General features: G+C 73.8%; 15 protein-coding genes and 1 pseudogene. 8 read left to right on the top strand and 8 right to left on the bottom strand.

What is annotated here, in order from left to right; genetic code table 11:
* Positions 1-188: 188 nt before the first annotated feature.
* Complete coding sequence (locus JWP64_RS01675; RefSeq protein ID WP_297491393.1) at positions 189-1,283, top strand: VIT1/CCC1 family protein; 1,095 nt, start codon at positions 189-191, stop codon at positions 1,281-1,283.
* A 29-nt stretch (positions 1,284-1,312) separates the two neighbouring features.
* Here JWP64_RS01675 and JWP64_RS01670 read toward each other — a convergent pair whose 3' ends face one another.
* The 5 genes from JWP64_RS01670 to JWP64_RS01650 all read right to left on the bottom strand — a co-directional run bounded on the left by JWP64_RS01670 (position 1,313) and on the right by JWP64_RS01650 (position 6,281).
* Positions 1,313-1,735: an ester cyclase gene (locus tag JWP64_RS01670; protein ID WP_297491390.1), complete on the bottom strand. Its 423-nt coding sequence runs from the start codon at positions 1,733-1,735 to the stop codon at positions 1,313-1,315.
* Between the two features lie 122 nt (positions 1,736-1,857).
* Complete coding sequence (locus JWP64_RS01665) at positions 1,858-2,118, bottom strand: helix-turn-helix transcriptional regulator (protein WP_297491387.1); 261 nt, start codon at positions 2,116-2,118, stop codon at positions 1,858-1,860.
* Between the two features lie 21 nt (positions 2,119-2,139).
* Positions 2,140-2,331 (bottom strand): hypothetical protein, encoded by a 192-nt coding sequence (locus JWP64_RS01660; RefSeq protein ID WP_297491385.1) that lies wholly within the window; start codon positions 2,329-2,331, stop codon positions 2,140-2,142.
* A 395-nt stretch (positions 2,332-2,726) separates the two neighbouring features.
* Positions 2,727-5,537, bottom strand: a complete 2,811-nt coding sequence (locus tag JWP64_RS01655; RefSeq protein WP_297491382.1) for an FAD-binding and (Fe-S)-binding domain-containing protein — start codon at positions 5,535-5,537, stop codon at positions 2,727-2,729.
* An 87-nt stretch (positions 5,538-5,624) separates the two neighbouring features.
* On the bottom strand, positions 5,625-6,281 hold the full coding sequence (locus JWP64_RS01650; RefSeq protein ID WP_297491378.1) for an HAD-IA family hydrolase: 657 nt from the start codon (positions 6,279-6,281) through the stop codon (positions 5,625-5,627).
* Positions 6,282-6,545: 264 nt separating this feature from the next.
* Here JWP64_RS01650 and msrA point away from each other — a divergent pair, with 264 nt between their 5' ends.
* The 3 genes from msrA (at position 6,546) to JWP64_RS01635 (ending at position 9,272) form a co-directional block, all read left to right on the top strand.
* The gene (gene msrA, locus JWP64_RS01645) at positions 6,546-7,064 is read left to right on the top strand and encodes a peptide-methionine (S)-S-oxide reductase MsrA (RefSeq protein WP_297491375.1); all 519 of its coding nucleotides are present in this window, start codon (positions 6,546-6,548) and stop codon (positions 7,062-7,064) included.
* A 179-nt stretch (positions 7,065-7,243) separates the two neighbouring features.
* Entirely contained in the window at positions 7,244-7,531 is a 288-nt protein-coding gene (locus JWP64_RS01640; protein ID WP_297491372.1) for an isoamylase early set domain-containing protein, read from the top strand.
* Positions 7,532-7,658: 127 nt separating this feature from the next.
* A complete protein-coding gene (locus JWP64_RS01635; protein WP_297491369.1) occupies positions 7,659-9,272 on the top strand; it encodes an NAD(P)/FAD-dependent oxidoreductase in 1,614 nt (537 codons plus the stop codon).
* A gap of 757 nt (positions 9,273-10,029) precedes the next feature.
* Here the strand turns inward: JWP64_RS01635 and JWP64_RS01630 are convergent.
* The 3 genes from JWP64_RS01630 to JWP64_RS01620 form a co-directional block, all read right to left on the bottom strand.
* Positions 10,030-10,401 carry a hypothetical protein gene (locus tag JWP64_RS01630; protein WP_297491367.1) on the bottom strand — a complete coding sequence of 124 codons (372 nt, stop codon included), beginning with the start codon at positions 10,399-10,401 and terminating at the stop codon, positions 10,030-10,032.
* 50 nt (positions 10,402-10,451) lie between these two features.
* Positions 10,452-10,772 (bottom strand): hypothetical protein, encoded by a 321-nt coding sequence (locus JWP64_RS01625; RefSeq protein WP_297491365.1) that lies wholly within the window; start codon positions 10,770-10,772, stop codon positions 10,452-10,454.
* Between the two features lie 132 nt (positions 10,773-10,904).
* On the bottom strand, positions 10,905-12,272 hold the full coding sequence (locus tag JWP64_RS01620) for an MFS transporter (protein WP_297491362.1): 1,368 nt from the start codon (positions 12,270-12,272) through the stop codon (positions 10,905-10,907).
* Positions 12,273-12,520: 248 nt separating this feature from the next.
* Here JWP64_RS01620 and JWP64_RS01615 point away from each other — a divergent pair, with 248 nt between their 5' ends.
* From JWP64_RS01615 to JWP64_RS01600, 4 genes and pseudogenes are all read left to right on the top strand, one after another.
* The gene (locus tag JWP64_RS01615) at positions 12,521-13,369 is read left to right on the top strand and encodes a MaoC family dehydratase N-terminal domain-containing protein (RefSeq protein ID WP_297491360.1); all 849 of its coding nucleotides are present in this window, start codon (positions 12,521-12,523) and stop codon (positions 13,367-13,369) included.
* Entirely contained in the window at positions 13,366-14,184 is an 819-nt protein-coding gene (locus JWP64_RS01610; RefSeq protein ID WP_297491356.1) for an alpha/beta hydrolase, read from the top strand. Before JWP64_RS01615 ends, JWP64_RS01610 begins: the two co-directional genes overlap by 4 nt.
* Positions 14,181-15,896, top strand: coding sequence for an AMP-binding protein (locus JWP64_RS01605; protein WP_297491354.1), 1,716 nt, complete (start codon positions 14,181-14,183; stop codon positions 15,894-15,896). The genes JWP64_RS01610 and JWP64_RS01605 overlap by 4 nt, the downstream gene beginning before the upstream one ends.
* Positions 15,889-16,021, top strand: a pseudogene (locus tag JWP64_RS01600) (acetyl-CoA C-acyltransferase); the annotation flags it as partial. The gene JWP64_RS01605 and the pseudogene JWP64_RS01600, both read left to right, overlap by 8 nt.

Here is a 16,021-nt window from a genome sequence, read left to right as displayed (position 1 = left end):
TCCGCCACTGCCATCCGGCCACGAAGCCGCACCTCGACGGGTGGGTGGCACAGCTGAGCGCGGGTACCGGGCGCGCAGCGACGAGCGTTGACCGACCTCGACGTTTCCGGAGCGGGCGGCCGTGCCACTCTGCGGGTCAGGACCCTTTCCGAGGACGGCGGTGCGGCATGGACGACCGGGGATCTCCGGTGCGGCGGACCGACGGTGATCCCGAACGCCCGGCGTCGCCGTCCGCGATCCGTCGCCGGCGTCGACGGCTCGCCGACGAACGGGCCGAGGCCGCGGTGTACCGCGACCTCGCCGGCCGCCGGTCCGGGGAGGACCGGGAGATCCTCCTCGAGCTGGCCCGGGCCGAGGAACGGCACGCCGCGCACTGGGTGCGGCTGCTCGGGGACGATCCCGGCCGGATCCCGCCCGGCAGCCTGCGCAGCCGGCTCCTCGCGTTGCTGGCCCGCCGGTTCGGTTCGGTGTTCGTGCTGGCGTTGGCCCAACGGGCCGAGAGCCGCTCGCCGTACGCCACCGACCCGGAGGCGACCGCCGCGATGGCAGCCGACGAGCGGGTGCACGAGGAGGTGCTGCGGGGGCTGGCCGCCCGGGGCCGTGCCCGCGTCTCGGGGACGTTCCGGGCGGCGGTCTTCGGGGCCAACGACGGGCTCGTCAGCAACCTGGCGTTGGTTCTGGGCGTCGCCGGCGCCGGGGTGACGGCGACCAGCGTCCTGCTCACCGGGCTGGCCGGGCTGCTGGCCGGCGCGTTGTCGATGGGGGCGGGGGAGTTCGTGTCGGTTCGGTCGCAGCGGGAGCTGCTCGCAGCGTCCGCGCCGGCCCTGCACGACGCCCCGCAGGTGCTGCCCCACCTCGATCTCGACGAGAACGAGCTCGCCCTGGTCATGCGAGCACGCGGGCTGTCCGCCGAGGAGGCCGTGCGCCGGTCGCGGGAGATGCTGAGCACCTACGACCCCGCGGTGCCGCTGCGCACGGGCGCCCCCGAGCCGGAGCACGAGGCGGTGGGCACGGCGCTCGGGGCGGCCGCGTCGAGCTTCGCGTTCTTCGCCTCCGGCGCCCTCGTGCCGATCCTGCCCTTCCTGTTCGGGCTCACCGGGCCCTTCGCCTTCGTGGTCTCGGTGGTGCTGGTGGGGCTCGCACTCCTCGGGACCGGCGCGACGGTGGGCCTGCTCTCCGGAGGCCCGCCCTGGCGAAGGGGGATCCGCCAGCTGCTCATCGGCGCCGCCGCGGCGGGCGCGACCTACCTCCTCGGCCTCCTCTTCGGCGCCACCCTGAGCTGAGCCCCGGGCCCGGTCTCGCCCAGATCCCGCTAGGCCGGGACGGCGCCCGCCTGCTGGAGCCGGCTCAGCTCGTCGGCCACCACGACGACGGCGGAGATCCGCCCGTCGGGGTCGACGGTCAGCACGTCGATCACCAGAGCCTCGATCCGGCGTCCGGTCGGTGCGAGATCGCCGACCGGGGTGGACCAGGGGCCGGTGTGCCGGGCGGCGTGCCGGAACGCGATCACGAGCTTGCCCGGGCCGCTCACGATCTCCAGGACCTCCCGGTCGTGCTGGGTGAATGCGGCGTGCAGGCCGGCCGCCCGCGCGACCATGTCGCGCACGGTGATCGGCGTGCCGTTGACCAGCACGGGGTCGGTGTAGAGGGCGGCGAAGGCGGCTTTCGGATCGTCGCGGGTCTCCGGGGGAGAGTCCCAGAGCGAGAGCAGGCGTCCGGCGAGGTCTGTGGTCATGGAGCCAGCGTGGCGGCTCTCGGCCGCAACCGGATCGGCCATGGGTGCCCAGATCTGCACATGTGCTGCCCGGCTGTCGTCCTGGAGCCCCGGCATCCCTGCCACCGGCTTCGGCTGCTGCCTCAGCGGTGTTCGCCGTCCGGCCTGCCCGACCCGGCGCCCTGCACCCGGTGGAGCAACGCGACCGCCTCGAGCTGGCTGTTGACGTCGAGCTTCGTGAGGATCGAGCGGATCTGGGCGCGGACCGTGGTCAGCGACACGACGAACTGCGCGGCGATCGCCGTGGCACGCTCCCCGCGCCCGAGGCACTCGAGAACCTCCCGCTCCCGCGAGGTCAGCCGCCGCCACCGCGATCTGTCCCGCGGTCCGCGGCCCGGCTGCACCGGTCGATCTGCACCCAGCGCTCACGCTCCTGCCGGAGCGAAGGGCTCCCGGCCGGACGACGCCCGGAAGACGGCGTCGAGCAGCTCGGGTAGCGGGGCCGACTTCGGGACGAACCCCACGGCACCCGCGGCGATCGCCGCCGCGATGCGGCGCTCCTCCGTGGTGGCGCTCACCAGCAGGACCGACCAGCCGCGGGCACCGAGGCCGACCACGAGGTCGAGCTCGTCGATCGACCCGCCGGGGCGGGCCGCGACATCGTCAGAATTGAGAGGGCGCGGTTCGTCAAATTCGACGGCGGAACGCGCGGCCCGGCTCCCTACGCTGCGGTCTCGCCGCTCATCGCGGCCCGGGGCGGAAGGGCAGGCGTATACCAGGTCGAGAACGCTGCAGAGGTCTATCCCGCCCATCCCGACGCTGCGGGATCCGCGCGGCGTCGGTGGGTCAACCGGACTGTCCTCGCACTGGGCCGTGCTCCAGGAGTAGAGCCATCGACGCGCGGTCCCCGGGACCCGCGATCCCCCGAAGCCGATTCGGCCTACCTCGGGTCGGTCCGCCGCCTCGTGGGATCGGCGGCTTGGCCGGCCGGGGCCGGCCAGGAGTCGTCCGGTCACGCCGGGGGCTCCGGCCGTTCCCGGGTCCCCTCCTCCAGGAGCTCCAGGACGTGCCGGTAGGGCCGGCCCGTCGCGCGGGTCATCCCCAGCTCGCAGGTGCGGTTGCACGACGCGTAGCCGTCGAAGGACCGGCCGGCCAGCTCCGTCGCCTGGGGGAGGGTGGCGGCGGCGGTGAGCTCCGGGTGGAGGAGCCCGCGGTCCCCGGCGAAGGCGCAGCAGCCCCAACTGTCCGGCACGATGACGGAGGTGGCGACCGCGGCGGCCACCTTCCGCAGCGGCTCGGTCAGGCCCATCCGGACGGCCGAGCAGGTCGGGTGCAGGGCGAGCGAGTCCAGGGGAGCGGTGATCTCCAGCCGGTCGAGCAGGTGCTCGGCGGTGAACTCGACGACGTCGACGACCCGCAGCGCGGAGTACCGCGCGTCGTCCGCGGTCTCGATCATGTGCCGCAGGCCCTCCGTGCAGGACGACGCGTCGCCGACGACGGGCAGCTCGCCGCCCCGGGCGGCCTCCCACAGCGCCGGCAGCACGCGCCTGGCCATCTCGGCGTGACCCGCGGTCATGCCCTTGGACTTCCACGGGGTCCCGCAGCACAGCGACGCGACGCCTGCCGGCCGGGTCAGCGTGACGCCCGCCCGGACGCACAGCCGCTCGAACGCCGCGGCGGCACCCGGCTCGTCCTCGTCGTCCCCGGGGCCGGCGGCGGTTCCGAACATCGTGCCGGTGCACGAGGCGAACAGCACCGCGTCGGCACCGGGGCGCGCCGCGTCCGTGCGCGGCCGCCCGCCCTTCGGGAGCTCGGGGGACCACCGGGGCAGCGAATCGGGGTCGATCACCCTGCGGCCCAGGTCGTTCACCCCGGCCACGAGCCGGTCGGGGAGGGCACTCGCGGCGGTCAGCGCGGTCGCCGCGGCCCGGGTGGTGCCCGCCCAGTGCCGGGCGGCGGCGGTCCAGCCGCGGGTCGCCAGCGGCCCGGCCTGCTCTGCGCGCAGGCGTTTGACGAGGTCGCCGGTGTTGATCAGGACCGGGCAGGCGGTCTGGCACATGCCGTCGACGGCGCAGGTGTCGACGGCGTCGTAGCGGTACTCCCGCTCCAGCTCGGCGAGCAGGGCGGTGTCACCGGCGTCGCGGGCCCGCTGGATCTCCCGGCGGAGCACGATCCGCTGCCGCGGGGTGGTGGTGAGGTCGCGGCTGGGGCAGACGGGCTCGCAGAAGCCGCACTCGACGCAGCGGTCCACCTCCGGCTCGACGGCCGGGGAGCTCTTCAGGTGCCGCAGGTGCCCGCCGGGGTCGTCGCTGATCACGACGCCGGGGTTGAGCACGCCCCGCGGGTCGCACAGGGCCTTGATCTCGCACATGACGGCGTAGAGCTCGTCGCCGTACTGGCGGCGGACGAAGGGCGCCATCATCCGGCCGGTGCCGTGCTCGGCCTTCAGCGATCCGCCGTGGCCCAGGACGAGCTCGACCATGTCGTCGGTGAAGCGGGCGAAGCGGTCGAGCGGGGCGCCGTCGCCGAGCCGCTCGGTGAGCATGAAGTGGATGTTGCCGTCCTTGGCGTGGCCGAAGATGACGGCGTTGGCGTAGCCGTGCCGCGCGAACAGCGAGGTGAGCGTCTCGCAGGTGGGCAGCAGGGCGGGGACGGGGACGACGACGTCCTCGAGCAGCGCGGTGGTCCCGGTCGGGCGGGCCCCGGCGACGGTCGCGTAGAGGCCCTTGCGGATGTGCCACAGCGCGGCGCGGGCCGCCGGATCCGCGGCGAGGGTGCGGGGGCCGGTCACCGGGAGGGCCCCGAGCACGCCCTGGGCCGAGTCGGCGAGGGCGTCGGCCTCCTCGGGGGTCTGCGCCTGGTACTCGACGAGCAGCGCGGCGTGCCGGTCGACGGAGAGCCCGCGGAGCATCGCGTCGGCCTGCGGGTCGGCCTGGCCGACCCGCAACGAGGTTGCGTCGAGCAGCTCGATGGTGGTGGCGTCGGTGCCCACGAGGGCGGGCAGGGCGCCGGTGGCGGCCGCGAGGTCGTCGAAGACGAGCAGGCCGGTGCGGGCGTGCGGGAGCAGCGGCACGGTCCGCAGGACGATCGAGGCGATGAACGCGAGCGTGCCCTCGCTGCCCACGACGAGGTGGGCGAGGACGTCGACCGGGCGGGTGTGGTCGAGCAGCGAGTTGAGCCCGTAGCCCATGGTGTTCTTCATCGAGAACTGCTGCTCGACGCGTGCTCGCAGCGTGGGGTCGTCGCGGACCCGGTCGCGCAGCTTGCCCAGTCCCTCGTGCAGGGCGGGTTCGAGGGCGTGCAGGCGTTCGTCGGCGTCCGGGGCACCGGTGTCGACGACGGTGCCGGACGGCAGCACGAGCACCAGCGAGTCGAGGGTGGCGTAGCTGTTGGCGACCGTTCCGCAGGCCATGCCGCTGGAGTTGTTCGCGACGACGCCGCCCAGGGTGCAGGCGCTCTCGCTGGCCGGGTCCGGGCCGATCTTGCGGCCGAACCGGACGAGCCGGGTGTTGACCTGCCGGACGGTGGCGCCCGGGCCGACGCGAACCCGCGCCCCGCCGTCGAGGACCTCGACGGCCCGGAAGTGCCGCCGGGTGTCGACCAGGATGCCGTCGGTGCCGGCCTGCCCGCTGAGGCTGGTGCCGCCGGAACGGAACGCGAGCGGGACCCCGGAGGCGGCCGCGTCCGCGAAGAGCCGACCGACCGCGGCGGCGTCCGCCGGGACGGCGACCGCCTCCGGGACGAGCGCGAAGTGCGACGCGTCGCGGGAGTACGCGAGCCGGTCGCCGATCCGGGTGCGCAGCATCGTGGCCGGCTCTGCCATGGTCGTGCTCCTCGGTCGAAGGGCCGTCGGCGGATTCTCCCCCACGGCGTCGGGGGCGGTGCCCCTCCCTCTCGAACTGAGACGCTCCTAGAAGGTCCCGGGGTCCAGCCCCAACGCCGCCGCCAGGTCGGCGAGCGCCTGCTCCTCGCCCGTCACCTTGATCGCCCGCATGCCGAGCGCGGCGGCCGGCTTGCAGTTGACGCCGAGATCGTCGAGGTAGACGCACTGGTGCGGGGTCACGCCCAGCGCCTCGCACGCCAGCGTGTAGATGCGCGGATCGGGCTTGCGGATGCCGATCCTGCTGCTCTCGACCACGTGGTCGAACCGGGCCATGACCGCGGCGACCGCCTCCGCCTTCTCGGCGGTGGCCGACATCTGCGGGCCGTGCCCGGACGGCACGTTGTTGGTGATGCACCCGACGCGGTAGCCGTGGGACTTCAGCCACTCGATCGCCGCCACCGTGCGCGGCCGGATGTCGCCCGAGAGAAGTGCCAGGACGTCGCGCCCGGGCAGGTCGTGCCCCAGCGCGCGGGCCTCCTCCGCGAAGAGCGTGTCGAACCGGGCCCCGTCGATCTCCGCCCGCTCGAACAGCGCCCAGGCGTTGCCGTCCGGGTTCGCCGCGTTGATCCGGCGCACCAGGTCGCGCGGCAACCCGCGCTCGGCCTCCATCCGGTTGAACGCCTCGAAGGGCGAGGAGGTGACGACCCCGCCGAAGTCGAAGATCACGGCCGAACGTTCGTTCATACCGGTTGCGCGCTCCTCGTCGTGGGTGCCTGCCGGTGGACCCGCTGCCGCGGACCCGGCCGCCGGGCCTGCTCGGCGGGCCGGACGCTACCGAGTCGTGGATCGCCCCGCGCGGGGTGTACCGACGTACGGCGATGTGCTGCTTGCGCGTCCGCGGCACGTCCCCGAGGCTGGGTCCGCGGCCGGGCCCGGCGTGGGCGGCGGGAGGATTACCGCACCCGCCCCCGGTTGTTGCACCTGCCGACACAGGGAAGGGAGAAGCACATGAGCGACTCGACGAAGGCGATCCTCGCCGGAGGGTGCTTCTGGGGGATGCAGGACCTCATCCGCAAGCGCCCGGGCGTCGTCTCGACCCGCGTGGGCTACACGGGCGGGGACACGCCGAACGCGACGTACCGCAACCACGGTTCGCACGCCGAGGCCATCGAGATCACGTTCGACCCGGCCGCGGTGAGCTACCGGGACCTGCTGGAGCTGTTCTTCCAGATCCACGACCCGACGACGCGGAACCGCCAGGGCAACGACGTCGGGGCCTCGTACCGGTCGGCGATCTACTTCCTCGACGACGAGCAGCGCCGCGTCGCGGAGGACACGATCGCCGACGTGGAGGCCTCCGGTCTGTGGCCGGGAAGGGTCGTCACCGAGGTGGCTCCGGCGGGGCCGTTCTGGGAGGCCGAGCCGGAGCACCAGGACTACCTCGAGCAGTATCCGTACGGGTACACGTGCCACTTCCCCCGCCCGGAGTGGGTGCTGCCCCGCCGTGCGGACACGGTCGCGCGCTGACCTGACGCCGCCCGACCCGGGCCCGATCCGCGGCGCGTCCGCGACGGGCCCGGCACCCGGGTGGGCGCTTCCGGGCGGGGAGTTGGTCCGTCCGGGTGCCCCGGGCATGTCGTTCCCGCGGGGCACCGGGCCCCGGCCCGTAGAGTCCGTGCCTTCGCCCGGTCCTTCTGGAGGTCGTCTTGCTCGCGCGCACGCCGCTTTTCGGTGGAAAGAACCGGATCACCTTTCGCCTCACGAACGACGAGCCCGCCGGCCCGGTCAGCGTCGTCGGCGACTTCAACTCCTGGGAGCCCGGACGGCACGAGCTGATCCAGCGGCGCAACGGCAGCCGCAGCGTCTCGGTCGTGCTCGCGCCGGGGGAGCACCGCTTCCGTTACCTGGCGAGCAACGGGGTGTGGCTCGACGACGAGTCGGCCGACGTCGTGGACGCGCACGGCAGCGTGGTCCGGGTCCTCCCGCGTTCCTGACCCCGGTGCGGTGCCGGTACCGCCGGCACCGCACCGCGGAACGGGACCGCCCGGCACCTCGTCGCGCGCGGGTCCCGCTTGAAAAGGCCTGGTCCGGGTATACGGCCGCATGACGCAGGACGTCCCCATGAACGCTTCCGGACCCGTCTCCGGTGCCGAGACGGTCGACGCGGTGGTGATCGGTGCCGGCCACAACGGGCTGGTCGCCGCGAACGTCCTGGCCGACGCGGGCTGGCGGGTGGTCGCGCTGGAGGCGTCCCCGGCCCCCGGCGGTGCGGTGCGCAGTGCCGAGCTCACCGTGCCGGGTTTCGTGTCGGACGTCGCCAGCGCCTTCTACCCCCTCGGCGCGGCCTCGCCGGTGCTGGCCGAGCTCCACCTGGAGCAGTACGGGCTGCGGTGGCGGCACGCTCCCGAGGTGCTCGCCCACGTCACGCCGGACGACAGGTCGGTGGTCCTGTCGCGTGACCTGGAGCGGACCGCGGCGGCGGTGTCGGCGTGGGCGCCGCGGGACGGCGCGGCCTGGGTGGCGATGGTCGAGCAGTGGCGCCGCATCCGGGACGATCTGCTGGAGACGTTCCTGCGGCCGTTCCCGCCGGTGCGCGCCGGGTCCCGGCTGGCCCGGCGGCTCGGCCCGGCCGAGGGGCTGCGGCTGGCCCGCATGATCACCCTGCCGGCGCACCGGTTCGGCGAGGAGAACTTCCGCGGCGACGGCGCGCGGCTGCTGCTGGCGGGCAACGCTATGCACACCGATCTCGGTCCGGACGCCGCGGGCGGGGCGGTGTTCGGGTGGCTGCTGTCCATGCTGGGCCAGGACGTCGGGTTCCCGGTCCCGGCCGGGGGAGCGGGAGCCCTGACCGACGCCCTCGTCCGCCGGCTTATCGCCCGCGGCGGCCGGGTGGACTGCGACCGTCGGGTCGCCGAGGTCCTGGTGCGCGGCGGCCGGGCCGTCGGGGTCCGGGACAGGGCGGGGAACCCGGTGCGCGCCGGGCGTGCGGTGCTCGCGGACGTCACCGCTCCCGTGCTGTACCGCGAGCTGGTCGGGGAGGAGCACCTGCCTCCCCGGTTCGTCAGCGACCTGGACCGGTTCGAGTGGGACGTCTCCACCGTGAAGGTGGACTGGGCGCTCGAGCACCCGATCCCGTGGACCGCGCCCGGAGTGGACGGGGCGGGCACGGTGCATCTCGGCGCGGACCTCGCCGGGCTGCGGGGCTTCGCCGCCGACCTGGCGGCGGGCCGGGTGCCGGAGGAACCGTTCCTGCTGCTCGGGCAGATGACCACCGCGGACCCGTCGCGGTCGCCGGCCGGCACGGAGTCGGCGTGGGCCTACACCCACATCCCGCGCGGGGCGGGGTGGGACGACGAGACCGTCGGCCGTTACGCGGACCGGATCGAGCGGACGATCGAGCGCAACGCGCCCGGCTTCCGGAGCTCCGTGCTGGCCCGCCACGTGCAGGGCCCGCGCGATCTTCAGGCCGGCAACCCCAGCCTGGTCGACGGCGCGATCAACGGGGGCACGGTCGCGATACACCAGCAGCTGTTCTTCCGCCCGGTTCCCGGGCTGGGGCGGGCCGACACGCCCGTGGAGGGTCTGTTCCTCGCGGGGTCGTCCGCGCATCCGGGTGGCGCGGTCCACGGTGCGCCCGGCGCGAACGCGGCTCGCGCCGCCCTCGCGGCCTCGGGTCACGGCGGCCGGATCTACCGGTCGGCCGTCCGCCGGATGCAGGACCGCCTCTACCGCTGAGCGCGGCGGCCGCCATCGGCGTCCGATGTCGCCGCCCTCGCGCAGGTGAGGAAAAGGGCTCGCAGAATTCACGGTGGAGTCGTCCTCGAGAGAGACACCCGTTCAACGAGAAGAATTGCCAGACGTGATTTCCACGATCGTGTGACAGATTCTTCGTCGGCGACCCGAACCGCCGGCCGGTCTCGTGCGAAGGTGCTTCCGACCTGGGCGGTAGTGTGTTCGCCGGCGTTCGGGCCGGCCGGCGGGAGTCGCGGCGCGAAGGCCGCATAACGCGGTACGGCGGCCGAGGATGCGGTTCTCGCACCGATCCGGTCATCTCGTCGGGTCCGACGAGATTTCCCGAATTCGCTGCGCAGATCATCGTCGTATTCGGGTGACGGAAATTCGATCATCAGACGGAACGCCGCCGCTCGTGAGTCGACCGAACAGCAGGAGAAACGCATGCGCAAGCTTCACCGTTCGCTCGCCGTCGGGGCGTTCGCCGTCCCGCTCGCCCTCGGTGCGTCGGGCGTGGCGCTCGCCGCCCCGGCCGCGCCCTGGAGCTGTCCGAGCAGGACGCAGAGGGCGGCGACCAGTCGATCGAGAGCTCCTTCGGCGGCCGGCGCTGATCGAGCCCGCGCCGGCACGGTGACACGCCACGCCCGGCGCGGGGCAGGACGGAGGCCCGGCGAGGACGCCTCGCCGGCACCGGTCCTGCGTCACGTCTCGACGAGGCGAGCGGCGGCCCCGGCTCGCGTCGGTCAGGAGGACCGGCGGCTCAGGGCTGCACCGTGTTGACGATCTTCTCGATGGTCGCGGGATCCGCATGCTGCTGCTGCAGCACCTGACGAAGCTTGGTCATGCTCGGGTCGTCCGCGGGGTAGGGGCCGTTGTTGAGGATCACCTGGGCCCACTTCTCCGGGTCCTCGACGCCGTTGGCGCGCAGTGCCGCCGAGATGTCGTCCTCGGACGCGGACCCGATCGGCACGCGCGGCGACACTCCCGCCGACCCGGCCACGCTGGTCCGGTTCTGGACCCCGGGCTGGTCCGAGCCGCTCCGCGAACCGCCCGTGCACCCGGAGACCGAGATGCTCAGCAGGACCGCGACCACGACGGCCCAGCGCGCCGGCGCTCGATTCGCCTGTGTCATGCCAGGGCGGTACCCGCGGTGCCCGAGGCCAACCGCAGGCCGGACGAGCGTCAGCCGGTCGTGATCCGCTTCCGGGTCGGCACCCAGGTGATCCTGGCGAGGACCGCCAGCGTCGTGCCGGCCGCGGCCACCCCCGCCGCGATCTTCCCCGCGTGCCGGGCCTTCGCGGCCACCCGCGCGCGCACGAGCCGCAGCCCCTCGCCGAGCCGGTCGAGGCTCTCCGCAAGCTCCGTCCTGGCCTGCGCGACCTGCTCCTCGCGGCCGTCCTGCATTTCCCGGGCCCGGTCCCGCAGTTCCTTCGCCGACAGGACGGTGCCGTCCACGATCGGCCGAGGGCCCGTCCCGAGCTCGCGGTTCCCCACCGTGTCCACTTGTGCCTCCTCGAGCCCGCCCGACCCGGTCCCCGTCGAACCCTGCGCCCACCGGCCACGGGGGCGGTGAACGCAGGGTTCATCGAACACGGGCTGGTCCTGTCAGGACACGGCCGAACGGACGGGTTCGGGTCAGCGGGCGCCGGCGGGGGAGCCCTCGGGGGTGTCCTGCTCCTGCTCCGAGGTCTCGTAGAGGTCCCGGCGGAAGCGCTCCTTGATCGTGAAGACCGCGACGAAGGTGATCGCGGCCGTGGCGACGATGTAGAGCGAGACCGACCAGGCCGTCCCCGTGGTGGCGAGCAGCGCGGTCATGATGAACGGGGCGAGGCCGCCCGCGAAGACCGACGCGAACTGGTAGCCCAGCGAGGCACCGGAGTAGCGGATGTCCGCGGGGAACATCTCGGCGTACAGCGCCGCCTGCGGCCCGTACATCGTGGCGTGGATCGTGAAGCCGATCAGCAGCGCGATCAGCACCAGCGGGATCGAACCGGTGTCGATCAGCCAGAACATCGGGAACGCGAACAGCGCCATCAGCACGGTGCCGGTGAGGTAGAGCCGCTTGCGGCTGCCCATCCGGTCCGTGAGGGCGCCGAAGAACGGCATGCTGACCACCTGGGTCGCGCCGGCGATCATCACGCAGACCAGGATCTGCGTGCGGCTGAGCCCGACGTGCTTGACCCCGTAGTCCAGCATGCCGCTGATCAGGATGTAGAAGGTCGCGTTGACGACGAAGAACGCGCCCGCGGCCTGCAGGATCTGCCGCCAGTACCTACGGATCGCCTCGGACAGCGGGGCCTTGCGGAGCCCGGCCTCCTGCTTCGACTCGGCGGTGCGCTTCTGCATCTCCCGGAACACCGGGGTGTCCTCGATCTTGAGCTGCACGTAGACGCCGATGATCACCAGCACCAGGCCGGAGAGGAAGGGGATGCGCCAGCCGTAGCTCGCGAACGCCTCCTCGCCCATGTTCGCGGTGAGGAGCAGGAAGAACAGGTTGCCGGCGACGGCGCCGAAGATCGACCCGGTCTGGATGAGGCTGCCGTAGAACCCGCGCTTCTCGACGGGCGCGTGCTCGGTGAGCAACAGCGCCGCGCCACCCCACTGCGCGCCGACGCCGAGACCCTGCACCAGCCGGGCCAGCACCAGCAGGATCGGGGCCCACGCGCCGATCGCCGCGTAGTTCGGCAGCACGCCGATGGCGAAGGTCGCCAGCCCCATGACCAGCATGGCGGCGACGAGCGGGGGCTTGCGGCCGAACCGGTCCCCGACGTGCCCGGCGATGATCCCGCCGAGCGGGCGGGCGAAGAAGCCGACGGCGAACGTCGCGAACGACGCGAGGGTGCCGGCGACGGGGCTCGCCGCGGGGAAGAACTGCTTGCCGAGGACGAGCGCGGCGGCCGTCGCGTAGATGAGGAAGTCGAACCACTCGAGGGCCGTGGCGAACACAGCTGCTGCCGCGAGCCTGCCCATCCTCTTCGGAACTGCGGGAGTGCTCTGGTCCATGGGTGTCCTACCTCCGGGGCCGCTGCGATGCGGTACGAACGATCGTTCTTACCGTAGGTCCCGGCGTCGTCGAAGACAAGAGAGAGATCTTCTCACCCGCCCTGCGGTCGGAGCCCAGGGAGTGGCGTACGGAAAGTCGGGGTCTGCTTGACGGGCCACGCGGGCGAATGCTTCAGTGCTTTGTAAGAACGTTCGTTCGTACTCGGCGTGGGGACGTTCGACAGCGCGACGACGCGAAGGAGCGGCGAGTGACCACGGAGCAGGTTCTGCGGCCAGGCACCGGGCGGGATCCCGGACCGGGCCGGTACTTCGAGGACTTCGCGGTCGGGCAGCGGTTCACCAGCACCTACCGCACCGTCACCGCGGAGGACCTGGCGGACTTCACCCGGCTGTCCGGCGACGACCACCCGCTGCACGCGGGGCCGGACGGGATCCTGCAGGGACCCTTCGGCGTCGCGATCGCGATGGGGCTCCTGCAGGGCCTGGGCCTGCACGGCTCCGCGGTGCTCGGCCTGGTGGACACGCACTGGTCCTATCGGCGCCCGATGCGGGTCGGCGACGAGGTCCGGCTCGAGCTGGCGATCGTCCGCTGCCGGCGCACCCGCCGCGGGGACCGGGGGATCGTCACCCGGCACATGGCGCTGGTCGACCGCGACGGCGTCGTGGTCCAGGACGGGACGACGTCGGCGATGGTCGCCGCGAGCGGCCCCGGGCCCGACCCCGTCGGCCTCGCGTTCGGCACGGTGCCATGGGGCGAGGCGCTCGTCGGGCGGCTCGGGCCGCGGTTCGCCGAGTCCCTCGCGAGCTGGGACGGCGCCGTCGGGCTGCGGGCGGGCGAGCACGAGGTGCAGCTGCGGATCTACCGGGGCAAGGTCATCGAGGTGTCCGGGCGGGCCGCGACCGGCGCCACGTTCAGCCTGGAGGCGGACGAGCCGACATGGCTCGAGCTCGTCACCGCACCCGAGAACGAGTTCACCCGCTTCGCGATGACCGGCCGGTTCACCACGCGCGGGAACGGCTACGAATACCTGCGGCTCACCGCGGCGCTGCACCAGATCGTCGACGCGGCCCGGGCCCTGGCGGGGGAGGAAGCATGATCGAGGCGAGCTACATCGAGATCGGCGGCGCGCTCGCGTTCGTCGAGCAGGTCGGGGAGGGCACCCCGGTACTGTGCCTGCACACCGCGGGGCAGAGCGGGGTGCAGTGGCGCCACGTCAGCGCCGGCCTCGCGGCCCGCGGGTACCGGGTGATCGTCCCGGACCTGCCCGGGCACGGCCGGTCCGAGCCCGCGCCCGGCGGCCCGGTCACGGACCTCGGCACATACGCCGCGTGGTGCCTGGAGCTGATCGACCGGCTGGGCCTGGAGCGCCCGTACGTCGCCGGCTGCTCGATCGGCGGCAAGATCACCCTCGATCTCGCCTGCCGGGCGTCGGACCGGCTCGCCGGCGTCGTCGCGATGGCGGCGGACGCGTGGACGGGCGGGCGGCCCAGCGAGCGCGGGCTGCGGCGCGAGCTGTCCGACGTCGCCGCCGCGAGCCGCACGGACCGCACCCACCTGGGCACCCTCGCCGTCGTCGGGCGGTCGGTGCCGCGGGACAAGGCCGAGCTGATCGCGACCATGCACCGGCGCGAGGACCCGGCGATCTCGACGTCGGACCTGATCGGCTGGACCACCCACGACCTGCGGGACGCGCTGCCGGGCGTCACCTGCCCGGCGCACCTGGTGGTCGGGGCGGACGACCTGTGGCTGGACCCGGACGCGGTCCGCTGGGCGGCCGGCCGCATCCCCGGGGCGCGGTGCACGGTGCTCGAGGGCATCGGGCACTACCCGATGGAGGAGATCGACGGCTTCGACGCGGTGCTCGACGGGTGGCTGCAGGAGCTGGCGGCGGTGGAGAAGGCGGCATCATGACCGACGACGTGCTTTCTTCCCGCGGAGGCGGCGGCATGACCGACGCGCCCGCCGTCCCGCCGCATCCGGTCTCGGCGTTCCCCGCGCCCGTTGAGACTCCCCGGGACCTCCCCGACCTGCTCGGGCGGCTCGTCCGCCGGGACCCGGAGCGGATCGCCGTCCTGGACAAGGGCCCCGACGGCGCCACGATCCCGGTCACCCGGGGCGAGCTCTGGCGGCGCACCGCCGCGCTCGCCGAGGAGCTGCGCACCGCCGGGATCGGTGCGGGGGACTGCGTCGCGGTGTGGCTGCCGAACTGGAGCGACTCGCTGGCCTGGCAGTTCGCTGTCGCGGCCCGCGGGGCGCACGTCATCGGCGTCAACACCCGCTACAACGTCGAGGAGGTCGCGCACGTCCTGGACCGGGCGCGGCCGGCGCTCGTCGCGCTCGCCCACGACTTCCACGGGCTGGACCTGCTGGGCCGGCTCCGGGACGCGGTCGCGAAGGCCGCCGCGCCCGCCCCGGCCGTGGCGGTGGTCGCCGGGCCGGGCCGCGAGGCGCCGGACCCCGCGGCGTTCGACGTCGGTGGAGGGTCATGGGTGCCCGGCGAGATCGCCGATCCCCCGGAGGTGCCCGTCTCCGACCCCGACGGCCTGGCGGTGGCGTTCACGACCTCGGGTTCCACGGGGATGCCGAAGCTCGCCGCGCACAAGGCCGCGGGGGTGCTCGCGCACGCCGCCGCGGACGCCGCAGCCATCGGGATGTCCGACGGCGAGCACGTGCTCTGCGCGCTGCCGCTGTCCGGGGTCTTCGGCTACAACACCGCGATGGCCGCCCTGGCCGCCGGTGCGACCTGCGTGTTCCATCCCGCGTTCGACGCGGACGTCGTGCTCGACGACATGGCCGCCCTCGGCGTGACCCACGTCGTCGGCGGGGACGACCTGGTGCTGCGGCTGGCCGAGGCGTGGAAGGCCCGTCCGCGGGACCTGCCGGCGTGGCGGTGGTGGGGCGTCGCGGACTTCCAGGGCCGCTCGCGCGAGCTCGCGGTCTGGGCCCGGGACGCGTTCGGCACCTCCACCAGCGGCGTCTACGGCTCGTCGGAGCTGTTCGCGCTCACGTCGTTCTGGCCGCACGACGAGCCGGAGCCCGGCCGCTGGGCCGGCGGCGGCCGGGTCGTGCACCCGGGCATCCGGGTGCGGGTGGCGGACCCGGTGAGCGAGGAGCCGCTCCCGCCCGGGCAGGAGGGCGAGCTGCAGTTCCGCGGTCCGAACGTCGTCGACGCCTACCTGGGCGACGACGCCGCGGCGGCGCGGGCATTCACCTCGGACGGCTGGTTCCACTCCGGGGACCTCGGCACGCTCGTCGACGACGGTGTGTTCGCCTACGTCTGCCGGATGGGCGACGCGCTGCGGCTGCGCGGCTTCCTCGTCGACCCGTCGGAGATCGAGATGCGCCTCGCCGCGCACCCGGGCGTCCACACGGCCAAGGTCGTCGGCATCGCGGGTGCGGACGGGGCGACGGTCGCCGTCGGGTTCGTCGTGCCGGACGAGGGCCGCGCGCCGTCGGCCGCCGAGCTCAGGGCGTGGTGCGCCGACGGGCTGGCGAGGTTCAAGGTGCCGGACATGATCTACGTCATCGACGAGATGCCCACGACCTCAGGCACCAACGGCCGGAAGATCCGCGCGGCGACGCTGCGCGAGTGGGCCACGACCCGATCGGAGAACCATGCGTGACGCGGTGATCTGCGAGCCGTTGCGGACCCCGGTCGGGGGGTTCGGGGGGACGTTGCGCGAGGTGGCGGCGCACGAGTTGGCCTCGACGGCGATCCGGGCGTTGATGGAGCGCACCGGGTTGCCGC

This window comes from Pseudonocardia sp., assembly GCF_025465255.1.
Classification (GTDB): Bacteria; Actinomycetota; Actinomycetes; order Mycobacteriales; family Pseudonocardiaceae; genus Pseudonocardia.
Note: the sequence above shows the minus strand (reverse complement) of the source record. Positions and strands in the feature narration are given on the sequence as shown.